12 protein-coding genes are annotated in these 11,831 nt (G+C 47.0%); all 12 read right to left on the reverse strand.

Features of this window, described 5'->3' with window-relative positions; all coding sequences use genetic code 11:
- Positions 1 to 149: 149 nt before the first annotated feature.
- On the reverse strand, positions 150 to 809 hold the full coding sequence (locus tag DES29_RS08575; protein ID WP_021995093.1) for an energy-coupling factor ABC transporter ATP-binding protein: 660 nt from the start codon (positions 807 to 809) through the stop codon (positions 150 to 152).
- Positions 806 to 1,528: an energy-coupling factor transporter transmembrane component T family protein gene (locus tag DES29_RS08580; protein WP_021995092.1), complete on the reverse strand. Its 723-nt coding sequence runs from the start codon at positions 1,526 to 1,528 to the stop codon at positions 806 to 808. The genes DES29_RS08575 and DES29_RS08580 overlap by 4 nt, the downstream gene beginning before the upstream one ends.
- 2 nt (positions 1,529 to 1,530) lie before the next feature.
- Positions 1,531 to 2,151, reverse strand: a complete 621-nt coding sequence (locus DES29_RS08585) for a hypothetical protein (protein WP_016474518.1) — start codon at positions 2,149 to 2,151, stop codon at positions 1,531 to 1,533.
- A complete protein-coding gene (gene cbiM / locus DES29_RS08590; RefSeq protein WP_113854761.1) occupies positions 2,148 to 2,768 on the reverse strand; it encodes a cobalt transporter CbiM in 621 nt (206 codons plus the stop codon). Before cbiM ends, DES29_RS08585 begins: the two co-directional genes overlap by 4 nt.
- Before the next feature lie 6 nt (positions 2,769 to 2,774).
- Positions 2,775 to 3,557, reverse strand: coding sequence for a DUF4198 domain-containing protein (locus DES29_RS08595; RefSeq protein WP_113854762.1), 783 nt, complete (start codon positions 3,555 to 3,557; stop codon positions 2,775 to 2,777).
- A 375-nt stretch (positions 3,558 to 3,932) separates the two neighbouring features.
- Positions 3,933 to 5,588, reverse strand: coding sequence for an autotransporter outer membrane beta-barrel domain-containing protein (locus DES29_RS08600; RefSeq protein WP_236578927.1), 1,656 nt, complete (start codon positions 5,586 to 5,588; stop codon positions 3,933 to 3,935).
- A gap of 239 nt (positions 5,589 to 5,827) precedes the next feature.
- Positions 5,828 to 6,208, reverse strand: a complete 381-nt coding sequence (locus DES29_RS08605) for a DEAD/DEAH box helicase family protein (RefSeq protein WP_113854763.1) — start codon at positions 6,206 to 6,208, stop codon at positions 5,828 to 5,830.
- A gap of 358 nt (positions 6,209 to 6,566) precedes the next feature.
- On the reverse strand, positions 6,567 to 7,733 hold the full coding sequence (locus DES29_RS08610) for a DUF3631 domain-containing protein (RefSeq protein WP_021995304.1): 1,167 nt from the start codon (positions 7,731 to 7,733) through the stop codon (positions 6,567 to 6,569).
- The gene (locus tag DES29_RS08615; protein WP_021995303.1) at positions 7,730 to 8,605 is read right to left on the reverse strand and encodes a toprim domain-containing protein; all 876 of its coding nucleotides are present in this window, start codon (positions 8,603 to 8,605) and stop codon (positions 7,730 to 7,732) included. Before DES29_RS08615 ends, DES29_RS08610 begins: the two co-directional genes overlap by 4 nt.
- 130 nt (positions 8,606 to 8,735) lie before the next feature.
- A complete protein-coding gene (locus DES29_RS12750) occupies positions 8,736 to 8,942 on the reverse strand; it encodes a helix-turn-helix transcriptional regulator (protein ID WP_021995302.1) in 207 nt (68 codons plus the stop codon).
- 419 nt (positions 8,943 to 9,361) lie between these two features.
- Positions 9,362 to 10,279 (reverse strand): hypothetical protein, encoded by a 918-nt coding sequence (locus DES29_RS08625; protein ID WP_113854764.1) that lies wholly within the window; start codon positions 10,277 to 10,279, stop codon positions 9,362 to 9,364.
- Entirely contained in the window at positions 10,280 to 11,581 is a 1,302-nt protein-coding gene (locus DES29_RS08630) for a tyrosine-type recombinase/integrase (protein ID WP_021995376.1), read from the reverse strand. It abuts the gene before it with no gap.
- Positions 11,582 to 11,831: the final 250 nt, after the last annotated feature.

Here is an 11,831-nt window from a genome sequence, read left to right on the forward strand (position 1 = left end):
AGCATCTCCTCAGATTGCCGGTACCGGCTGAATGCGCCTGCCAACCACCATTGGCTTTTTGTGGGAACGCAGAGCATTTCCAGCGCTGCAGCGAAAGCTCATTTTCTGCACTCGACCGTCTCTGCCCGGTGAGCGCCATCCCCTCTGTTTTATTCCAATGCCAAGATTTGAGCGTCGCGAATCGTCACCATTCGGCCGCAGACACGTTTGAGAAATGCGTAATCATGACTGACGATCAGCTTGGCGATCTGCAAAGACTCGATTGTCTTGGTGAGACGATCGACCGATGCGGGGTCGAGCGCCGTAGTCGGCTCATCCAAAAGAATCACTTCGGGTTCCATCGCAAGGATGCAGGCGATGGAGACCAACCGCTTCTGCCCGCCGGAGAGCCGGAAAGAGATGCTCTCGGCAAGATTTGCTATTCCAAGCATCGACAGCACATCCAATGCACGAGTGCGCGCTTGAGCGTATGAGAGACCGAGATTCAGCGGCCCGAACATGACGTCTTCAATTACCTCCGGGAAAAAGAGCTGATCGTCCGGATTCTGCAGCACGTAGCCCACTTTTCTTCTGAGTCTTTGAAAGTCTTTCTGTGCAGTTACCGGCACGCCTTCCAGCGAAAGATTCATCGCCTGCGGGCGCTCGAGTCCCGTGAGGATTCTCAGCAGCGTGGTCTTCCCGCAGCCGATCGGACCACAGAGGCCGAGCGATTCCTTTGGAGCTAGTGAGAATGCCGCATCGCGAAAAATCACGCGGTCTGAGCGTGAAAAGGAAAGGTTCTTCACCTCAAGAAGCGCAGTCTGCATCATGAAACGAAATCCCAGACGAGAAGCAGCAAAGCAAGGCCAATCGTCAGAACAAGAAGTCCCGCTTCACCGGCATTCTTCAATCCGCTTGCAGGGACTGGCCAGTGCCCAGAGAATCCCCGAAGAATCAGCGCCTCATTGAGCACACGGCTTCTTGCATATGCCCGGATAAAGAGTGTCGAGATAAAGGCTGCAAGCGTTTGGTAAGAATGCTTATTCATAGAAGCCCGAAAACCTCGGAGCTGAACAGATTCCGAAAGTGAACGGTACGAACGGCTGAGCAGTTCCGTCTCACGCGTCATGAAAAGCAAAAGCGTCACCAGCTTCATCGGCAGACGAGCAGCCCGCAGACCGGAAGCCACTTCCGTGAGCCGCATACCTGGAACAAACGCATCGAAGAGCAGAAAAACTGCATTGCACTTCATCGTGACGAGAAGCGATAGCAGGAGCCCCTCCTTCGTAATATCAAAGACACCCGCTGAAGCAACCGTCACTCCAGGCGTGCTCCAGGGCGTGAAGCACCAGATCAGAATCAGAAAACCGTTCACGGCGGCGAGCCGCCGAAGACGAAGCGGTTCGCCGCTAAACCATGCGGCGAGACGGATCACAACGGCTCCCAAGAGTGCCGCTTCCGCCGCCGACAACGTGGTCAGGAAAGCACTTGCCGTCCCAAGGATGCTCGGAACGGCTAGCCGCAATGCCGGAGACAAAGTGAGACGCATGCTTATGACCGCCGACGGCGAGCCCATGCGGCAATGCCGCCCAAGCCAATCAGCCAGCCCATTCCGCCCACAATTTCCGGGATCCCGGGCGTTTTATCGTGACTCAGCGCTAACTCTCGATAAACCGGTGCAAGCTTCTTATCGAGAACGCGGCTGAAGACCGCCTCAAGCTCGGCCTCACTCATAGCCGCCGCAGCACTGTCTTTTTTCGGCGGTGCAGCTGGCTGAGTCATTTGCGTGCTGACGGGAGCAGCTGCCGGGAGCTTGGATGCGCCGGCTCCGTCGGCCGCAGCAAGCTCATCAGCGGGAATCGACCATTGATTCTGATGGCCCTCTCCTGCGTTGATCTCCAACTCTAGGCCTTTGGGCGCATGACGCATCGCGTCAGTGACATCGAACCGCCAGACCCCGGCATCGTCCGTGACGCCGGCCGCCAAAACAGAACCATCGGCGGCATTTTTCACCGTAACGGCTCCCTTTTGCACCCGGCTGCCGCTGGAAAACTTGGATTCAGTGACAACTTGATCACCTTCAATCCAAGCAAAAATATTCACGCGGTGTGCGTTCGCACCCGCACAAAGCAAAAGCGCAAGCGCTCCGGCTGCGATTTTTGATGTGTTCACAAGGGCCTCTCTTCACCAAGATGAAGCAGTTCAGGATAAGTTCGAGCGATCATATCGACCACAAGAGCGGTAATCACGGCTTCCGCCGCCATAATGGGGACGTGTGCCGCAAGGAGCGCAGCCGCCGAAGCAACGAAACCTTCGCTCGAGAATGCCAATGCGCAGGCGGTCATCAGTGCCGCAATTAAAACGCCTGCTGCGCCCGCTAAAGCGCCAGCAATCATCAATCGCCGGCGCGATACGCCAGGGTGAACCAACGCATGGAAAAGCATGCCTGCAGCCAATGCGCCGGTTCCCATCGTAGTTGTGTTGACGCCGAGCACGGTGAGCCCGCCAAATTCAAAGAGCACTCCCTGCAGCAAAAGCGCTGTAAAAATCACAGGGTAGGCAGAGACTCCCAGCATCACGCCGACAAGTCCGCAAAGCAGCAGATGAGCGCTTGACACGCCTATCGGCACATGAATCAGGGAAGCGATGAAAAAAGCGGCGCCAACGAGCCCCGCAGTTATGAGGCGGGACTCATCAAGGCGCTTTAATCCGACGGCGATGCCTGCCGCAGCCGCAGCCGCGCCGGCAATGAGCACTGGCGCGGAAAGAACACCTTCGGCGATATGCATGATGGCTCACTTCACCAGCGGTGCGGTGAATTCCGTCCAAAGCACGGCCCCGAGCTCGACATCCTTCTCAGCGCCGGCTTCTTTGAGCTTATAGTCAGCGTCCGTGAGCGCAGCAAAGCCCCACCAGCCGGCCCACGGCGCAGTGAAAGCGAAGATCCCTTGAACATCGGTTTTCACGACCTGAGTGACAAAGTAGTCATTGGGAGCCTCGTATTTGCCGTCGCGATTAAAGTACTCCACCTCGACGTCTGCCCCTGCCGCGGGCTTGCCGTCAACCAGAAGCTGACCGCGGAAAGTATTGCCGGCATAGTTGGCAAAAGGCCGTGTGAGCGGAACAATTTCAGTTTTAACGCCTGCAGGCTTATCCCAGCCATCCTCATCGCCGTAGGCAGGAACAATCACTTTCGTGTAATGCACGATGAACTTGTCTTCCGCAGGTTCCCAGTAAGGCTTGGGGTCAACCACAAATTGATAAACCCCGGGACGCGCGAAACGGTAGTCTGCCTGCCAAGAAGCCTTTTCAAAAAGCTTGTCAGCCTTGAGTGAACCCGAAAGATCCGTCTTTCGTCCGTCCTGAACGACATAGAAAGCATCGGGCTTAGCCATTGTCATCCCGTTGCGCTCCATCGGATGAGCAAAGGCGATAGTGAAATGCACATTTGCATCCTTCTGTTCCAAAACGGCGGAATGCTCTGGAATCACAATCCCGAAATGTGCCCAAGCGACAGCGCTTGAAAGCGAAAGAACCGCAGCTGCGGCAATTGTGCTGAATTGAAGTTGAAGCTTCATTGCTCGATGCCTTCTGAGAGGAGATAAATGCTTTGAATACTGCTCGAGAGCAGATATTCATACGTTTTCTTAAATCATCATACGCTCTGCTCCAGATACTGCAAGATGGTCAAACGACCTAGGCATCCACCACCTTTGAGGCATTGCTTCTGAGATCGCACATCCGAGCGAACCGACTTCATTGCATACAACCCTGCCCCTACGGGCAAAAAAGACGTTTGTATGCGGCAATCTCAGCTCCCCGCATCAAGCTCTAATGGCTCTCTCGGGGAAAAAACAAAACTCCCGAAGACTCATGCCCTATGGAATAGGATCAAGTCGTTCGGGAGTTTGGAATAAGAACCTTCCTCCTTAAGAAGGTTCCTGCCGTTCTCTTTAGAAGCTGTAGCGAGCCGAAACCTGAGCGAAGAAGCTGCTCATATTGTCGCTGCCGCAGGCGGCTCCGCCTTGAATGCCCAGACTGAGCGCGCCCTTCTGGGCTTCAATGCCTGCGCGCGAGCGCAGAACATTTTCTGCCCAAACAACCATATTGACGGATCCGACAGTAGAACCCCAAGTCGTCGTTGCTTCGACATCCTTGTCGCCGAAGGATCGAACATAGGCGACATCCAAGAGCGGCTGCAGAGTCCACCCGGAGGCAGCTGCCGTCTTGCCCGTGAACATCAGCCCGACCGGGACCGTCCAGAGACTCTGATGAGTGCTCGAAACATGAGTGCCGTTGCTTACGGTGTAGTCATCCGTGTTCAGACGCACATAGTTGAGCCCGACATACGGAATGAGTTTTGAATTCTCATAAAGCTGAACCGCAGCCTCACCGCGAACCCCAATAGTCCAGACATTGGTCTTCACACTGTCGGCCTTAGCATAGCCGACAGAGGAATCTGTCAGATCGTTGCTGGTACGCAGATAACCGGCCTGCCCGACAAGGTTGAACTGCCCGAAGCGTTTGCCCGCATAGAGCGATGCGCCGTAGTAGTCGACATCATTCTTGACGCCGGCATTGGCCGACTGACCGCGTACGCTGCCGGAACCCAGATTGGCCAGCCCGCCGAACGTCATGTCGCTTCTCGTCCACTCACCGCCGACGATCACGCCGCCGAGTTCAGCATTGATCTCATTCATGGATGAATTGCCGCCCAAATCCAGACGCGTGCCGGAAACTTCGGCGAAACTCGTAACCCCGTCGACAAAGGTCTGCGAAAGTGATGCACGTTTCTGTGCAGTATCCGTTGCTAAACCCAGCCCCTGCAGAGCGGCTGCCTGAACGCCCGCAGCAGCGGCAAGATTCATCCCGCCTTTCAAATTGGCTTCGCCGAGGAAGAATTCATCCTTGATACGGTCCTTTAAGGGCGACACACTCGGCAGTCGGTTGTAGAAGTCAATCACGCCGGCAGTCTTGATGCCGGTTGTCTGCGCAACTTCTTCGGCAGACTTCTGCGCAAGCGTGTAGGTATCCGTTCCATAGACATACTTCCACAGAATGTTGTCGACTTTCACGGTGCTGGGCGCATCCGCAAGCGTCAGGCTGCCCGTCTGCGTGGTTTCGCCGTCAGCCAAATTGACGCCGACGTTATGGAAGTAAAGAATCGAATCCCCTTCCAGCGTCACGGTCCCATTCGTAATATTGGTCTTCCCTGCGGCGTCCACCACCAGTGTTCCGTTATGAACAACCAGCCCAGCTGAAGCAGTCCCCGCACCGGCAAGGATGGTCGAACCAGTGAGATTCACATTGCCGCTCGCATAGACCACAGGTGTATTGCTCGTCAAAGCAGCCGCCCCTTTGGTTTGAGAGAAGAGGCCTGCGCCGTTCCCCAACCCCAGCGTACTGCCGGGGGTCACCATAACCTTGCCGGCATTGGCAATGTCGGCGAAAGCCGCAGCAGCCGGGGCAGTTTTGCTGCCGATCGACAAAGTCTTCCCGCTGTTTGCGGCGTTGGGTTCAACGCCAGTGAAGAAGAATGAACCGCCCGCAATCGTGCTCTCATTCTTGTCCCCGTACGAAAACTCCAATTCCCCGAGTTGGATTGTCAAACAGAATCTGACATGGAAGAACAGACTTTTGAGTCAGACAAGCAGGCAAGGTCAATGTTTACTCATGCACTACCACTTTATGTAAACATTCGATATGTTGTTTATTGCAAACATATACAGATCGCATTGATTGAGATTTTATTTCTGAAAGTCAATCAGTTAGTAGTTTATTAGGGGATTACCCGCTTGCGATGGGGGGGGGGGGGGGGGGGGGGGGATTTCTACCCCCCCCCCCTACATTAAATAAAACAATCTGTCTCATCAAGGATAACTATATCTTTAAATAAATTCTTTAATCGAATATGTATTTTTCTTGTTGTAGCTACAAAGATAGAAACTTTAGGGAACAATCTATTTAATGCTTTCAAGGTGGTTTTTATATCATCTTCGTCATATACCTCAACCTGTATGAAATCAGAGAAGGTATCGAGCAATTTTTTTCTTGGATTTGCGACATAAATAATCATTTCACGATCTTCTGATGCATAGCACTTATCAAATATTGGGGAAGCTACATCGGTTGAGAGTAACTCAAAATCCCTATCTTTTTTTAGATTGTAGACCTTAGCTTTAATAAAATCGTGATTCTTCTGAATCGGTAAAAAATAAGAGTTTACCATTTTGATAGAAAATCGGTTGAAGTTAATCTACTAACAGATCTAACAGGTCTAACGGGTCTAGCACTCAATACGACATGCGTTTATTACCATCGTTAATTTATAGATGTTATTTATAATAAATAACATCTATAAATGATAAGGTGAGGAGTGTCTTCAAAGACCCGTTAAACCCGTTAAACCCGTTAGAGCCGTTAGAGGTTTTCATGATGGTTGTTTATACTGATTTGGGTAAATTCCATCATCGATACTACATTATGAGTTTCAAAATTAAATTTTCCGATTCCTTAAATGAGGAGGAAGTTATGATTAATTTTGCTAAATATATAGCGCCCAAGTAATTTATAGGGCGCCTTATATATTATCTATATCCTGAGCATGCTCGTTTTAATTGGACAGTTAAATATCCCCTTTTGTTATTTTCCTGCGATAGCTGTTTGGGTTTTATATCGAAAGTTGCTAAATTACGAGACAGTTTTGTGCAACTTAATTCAATATAATCAGGCATATTGTTAAGCTCCTTAATAAGTTTTGACGTAGTAATCCAGTCTTGTTTGTTCTTTTTTGCTATTTCATAAACAATGTGTAATAGTCTCAATTCTGGAGATAAGGTGGAAGTTAAGCACATTTGACATGCATTTTTGCATATTCTCTGTGTATTTCCATCTGCCATACATTCAAGCATTGCCCATATCGGTTCGTAGCAGTCAATCTGTCGATCATTAAATTCGTTAGGAAATTCTATTTCTCCTGAATCCGTTAATTTCCGCACTTCCTCACCGAATCTAATACTGAGTGTATAGAATCGTTGTCTAATCGACTTAAACTCTTCTTCGTGTTGTTTGAACTTGATTCGTTTCTTATTTGCGAGATTTTCTGGTTTGCGCATAAGATAGATAACAATGCTGCGACTAGTTAATGTATCGTAGAGCTGTTCAGATTTAATTCCAGCAATAGCTTTAAATCCGAAACAATTATAAGTTTTAACGTTATCACTGAAGCCGCCGTTAATATTACTGGCTGAACGAAAAACTTTACCACTTCGAGTATTGCCATTGTTCAAAATTGAAGAAAATCCATCTCGATCTTTCAAATATTGATCGACTTCATCCATAAGTAAAGTAGGCGAGCCTTGATCCATCAATCGGAACACTGAAGCCGAGGTACAATCTCCAGCTTTAATTGGAAATCGTACAAGTCGTTCTAAGAATTCCAGTAATTTCGTTTTCCCACAAGCTTTAGTTTTTGAGGTGATTAACAGATATGGAACAAGATCAAGAGAATCTACAAACCATGTTGAGGCTACCCACAGACTAATAACAATAGCTTCCGATTCACTCATCCATACGAACTTTTTCAACAGATCAATACAATTATTGAGCGTTTCTTTAAATGAAACATCCTCTTCACAAAGCGGAGGAGGAATGAATTTCAGTTGTTTGCTTTGCTTATCCTGTGAGCAGATCTTGTCAGGCTTGATAGGGGATTGGGCAATATCTTTGATCAATACGAATGGAGGTTTACTCATTTTAATACCCCTATAATTCTATAATAATCATTGAAATCAGATGTAGTTCCATCTTTAAATGATTTTTTCATTTCATCTGTAAATGACGGCACAGCAATCTGCGCTCCTATTTTATAAGCAGCTTCGTTTGCTTCTTGTTCACCGTTACCAACATCTGCAAGCACATAAATAAGACGTGTGGGGAATCGATCACGCATTCGTTTTGCAACAGAAAGCAAGTTTCCGCAACTCATGGCCGCTACGACAGGGAAATGATTCACAGTTTCTACGCTGATTGCTGTAGCGACACCTTCAGCAATACCTAACGGCTTATCACTACGAATCGTTCTTGCGTACCAATAGGCGCCAGTAGTCTTATGTCCTTTAATGAACCTTTTGTTTCCATTGGCATCGATAAATTGCATCGAAACCATGTGTTTTCCGATCACAAGGGGTATGCAGAGCAACGGTTCTGTTAAATCCCACGGTGCCCAACGAAAAATTACTTGAATTTCTTCACAAGAGACTTGCCGGATCCTTTTTGTCGGTTTGATGCATTTGCGTTCACAGTAAGGGTGCGATTTCACAGGTTGAGCTTTTTCCCACAACTTTTTTAATCTCGGATCGTGCTCTGGGACACAAACCTTGCTGTTCATCGTGATTTGATCGGTAGGAATATGGGCATCACGCCAAATTCCCTGCGATCTTGTTTTGAAATTCGTAACGCAACCACCACTTCCATCAGGGAAAGTGTAGATGTTGGCGTCGCCTTTACCACGAGGATCCCCCGTTATATCCAAACGATGATTTTTCCCCGGTGCCGGGTATATACCGTCGAAATCAATCCCGACAGCAAGACATGCCTCTTCGGCAGTGATGAATAATGACTTCATGTCATCACTCCTTTGCCACCCCTATCCGTGACCGTGATACAGTCCTGGATGAAGGGCAGCAATATAAAGTTAACGAACGAGTCAAACATTTGAAGGAGTGACTCGCTTTGTTTTTTTGGGTTTGCTCCCTTCATCTCTTTGCTATAGCCGTCTCCTCCTTTCGCTTTTGACAGTTCAACCACTCTTGAACTTCATCTGCAAACCACACCGTCACACCCTGCGAAATCTTTCGAGGTTGAGGAAAGTGGCTTTTGTTCTTGCACCACCGCCACAGTGTTGATCTGCTGATCGACAAACTTGTTGCGAGTTCGTTAGCTCTAAGTACGGATCTCTGCATCGCATCTCCTGCACTTGTTCGTTATTCACGAGACAAGTTTGTAGTGGAGATCGGCTGAAAAAAAAGAGTCACTGATGTTATTCGTGACTTGATGAGCGCTTTTACTTGATTGATAGAGGTATGGTGCCCGTGATAAGAGGAGCGAGCATCTTGTCTAGGAAAAACCCTAACAAAAAAACCTATACATACCTTTTTTGGGCTCGAATACTTGAAACAAGCTCTCAAATCTCAAATCTGGAGTGACTTGGATAGCTATTTGAGAACGTTCAAAAAATGAATATAGATGCTACTACCTAATAGAATGTCACTATTGCTTGAAATATCGTAAAATATTTCATCACCGCATTTAATATTGATGAAAGCATCGCAAGTTATAAAAGTTTTTATTCCCGATGTTTTAAATACAATATCACACCAAACTATTTCTTTCTACCTTTTAAATTCTTAGATCCTACAGTTCTTCCTCCCTTATTTTTAGGGCTAAGCATACCTTTTATATCTTGAGGGATGTGCCCAATATTCAATTCTTTAAAACAACCTTTACTATCAAACCAACTTCTAATAGTTTTGATTTTATTCTCTTCTTCTTTATCCCTTGCTTCCTGTTCTTCAACACTTTTTACAGGTGGAAGTGGTAATGGGGTTAATGCTTCCTTCCAAAATAATTTATAACTCTTGTAAAAAAGGCAAATCCAAAGATCAAGTCGCACCCCTCTCACACTTAAAAATTTGCATTGTTCGTAAACCTTGTCAGAGAAAGGTTGATTTTGTTTAGAATCTTCTAACTTGCTTTTAATTTTGGCTAGATCGTTCCTATATTTTTTATTTTCAGTTTCTAATTTTTCATAATTATCACTTAAATATATTAATTTTTGAAGACTGTATTCATTAATGATTGCTGGTAATTTTTCCTGATTTTTGCTGTAATGATTGATGCCCCAAACAATAATCTGAAATACATCAATTGATGAATACCTTGTGATTATGATCGGCTCAAATTCTTCTATAATTTGTTTTATTGGTGGATCTTTAGTGTAGATCATTTTACCAAGTTGATATTGTTGAAGAATTAATCTGCGACATTGTATATACACCTTTTGCAAGGGGGTGGCATTTTCAAGTGATTTTGTTTGAAAGAATTTAATCATTTCATTAATCAGTCCCTCAATTGTGGGTTGTATTTCAACATATTGCGTAGAAGGCTCGGTACTATCATGAATGCCGTATAAGATTTTATTTTTGACATTGCAAAAATAATATGCTGCATTTTCGATAGTCCATTCTTTTTCTACAATTAGTCTTGCCCGCTCTTTTTGAGAAAGGTTTATTATCTTCATTTATTCCTCCCATTCAGAAGCACAATACATTCCCCACGCTTCCATCATCTCTGCACGGCTCTTCATTGCTTGATTGCGTTCGTAAGCACCGTTGTACGCGTCGCTAATCTTATGATGCAAGCATAACTCCGCGATTTTGTCGGAAAAAAGACGATGATTTCCCAGCTCATCATCTTGCGCCCACGTACGGAAAGACGCACGTGCGATGCCATGTGGCGTTGCAATAGCAGGTCTCCCCGTACGGGTAACTTGGTTAGGATCGAAATATCCCTTTCCTCCGCTCAGAAGTGACTCAGTGTGCATCTTAAGAGTGACACTGCGTAGAGACATATCCGAAAGAGGTGCAAGGCCAATGGGAGAGGCAAACACATATTTAGTAGGTAAGGATTGAGTTTGCAACGATTTCAGCAAATTGATAGCTTGTTTGCTAAGAGGTACTTCATGGTCACCATTCAACGCTACTTTCATTTTTTCACTAGGGATAATCCAAACTTTGCGCTTGAAGTCAATTTCTTCCCATTTGGCAAATCTGGCATTACCTGAGCGAACAGCAGTCAGGATTGAGAATTCCAAGCACCGTGCAGATATGCTGGGTCGTTTATGAAGATCTGCCATAAACCGTGGAACGTCACGCACGGGAAGCATGCCGTGATGTGAGTCCTTCATCTTCTTGTATTTTGGCAATAGATGTTTAAGAACTTGAGTATCAACAGGATTTTCTACAGTAACAAAGCCTTTTGCTTTTCCCCAGTTAATTACTTGCCGGATGATTTGACGTAGTTTAGAGGTCAGCGCATGGTGTTCTTGCCAAAGCGGAATTAGCACCTCAGCAATATCGTTTGTGGTTAATGCGTTTACTTCCTTGGTACCAATTATTGGGAGAATGTGCTTCCCAAGACGCCCAAGCAGTAGGTCTTTATCTTTTTCCTTCCAATCTGTGGACTGCGCATCAACAAACCACTCGGCAAGTTGTCTGAATGTCAGTTCAGCCAGAAATTTTTTAGATCGTTCCTCCTCTGCCAACTCCTTCTGTTCACGTTTCCAGTCAATCGGATCAATGTTATTCGTGATAAGGCGCCGATAGTCAGCGGCTTTATCTCGTGCATCAGCAAGACTAGTTACAGGATAGTGACCAATGGAAATTTCGCGTCGACGTCCATTGCATGAATACCGAAGGATGAATGTTTTTTGTTGTGATTGCACGCGTACGCACAACCCAATAACACCACCTATGGCGAACACTCCATCATTCTTCAGAGAGCGAACTTGGAGATCGGAAAGTTGCTTGACGATCTTTGGCATAGCGAGTACCCACCAAAAACATTAAGGTCATTGTACTTGCCCACCAAAACACCCACCAATGCGAATGCGATCTGCTGAGACTCAAGGAGACAAAGTGAGGCGGTGATCGCTTGATTATTCTGAAGAATCGGGTAGAGAGCGGGTTTGCACCTCGCTCCCTCCCACACCACCGGACGTGCCGTTCGGCATCCGGCGGTTTCTAAAGTTAGGTTGTGGATTCAGTGGTCAGGCCTTTGACAAGAGACTGTAA

The sequence above is a fragment of the Sutterella wadsworthensis genome (assembly GCF_003315195.1).
Classification (GTDB): Bacteria; Pseudomonadota; Gammaproteobacteria; order Burkholderiales; family Burkholderiaceae_F; genus Sutterella; species Sutterella wadsworthensis.

What these genes read in the sequence shown, in the direction of transcription:
- DES29_RS08575 (WP_021995093.1), bottom strand. Translation starts at nt 809, where the DNA reads ATGATGCAGACTGCGCTTCTTGAGGTGAAGAACCTTTCCTTTTCACGC.
- DES29_RS08580 (WP_021995092.1), bottom strand. Translation starts at nt 1,528, where the DNA reads ATGCGTCTCACTTTGTCTCCGGCATTGCGGCTAGCCGTTCCGAGCATC.
- cbiM (WP_113854761.1), bottom strand. Translation starts at nt 2,768, where the DNA reads ATGCATATCGCCGAAGGTGTTCTTTCCGCGCCAGTGCTCATTGCCGGC.
- DES29_RS08595 (WP_113854762.1), bottom strand. Translation starts at nt 3,557, where the DNA reads ATGAAGCTTCAACTTCAATTCAGCACAATTGCCGCAGCTGCGGTTCTT.
- DES29_RS08605 (WP_113854763.1), bottom strand. Translation starts at nt 6,208, where the DNA reads ATGGTAAACTCTTATTTTTTACCGATTCAGAAGAATCACGATTTTATT.
- DES29_RS08610 (WP_021995304.1), bottom strand. Translation starts at nt 7,733, where the DNA reads ATGAGTAAACCTCCATTCGTATTGATCAAAGATATTGCCCAATCCCCT.
- DES29_RS08615 (WP_021995303.1), bottom strand. Translation starts at nt 8,605, where the DNA reads ATGAAGTCATTATTCATCACTGCCGAAGAGGCATGTCTTGCTGTCGGG.
- DES29_RS12750 (WP_021995302.1), bottom strand. Translation starts at nt 8,942, where the DNA reads ATGCAGAGATCCGTACTTAGAGCTAACGAACTCGCAACAAGTTTGTCG.
- DES29_RS08625 (WP_113854764.1), bottom strand. Translation starts at nt 10,279, where the DNA reads ATGAAGATAATAAACCTTTCTCAAAAAGAGCGGGCAAGACTAATTGTA.
- DES29_RS08630 (WP_021995376.1), bottom strand. Translation starts at nt 11,581, where the DNA reads ATGCCAAAGATCGTCAAGCAACTTTCCGATCTCCAAGTTCGCTCTCTG.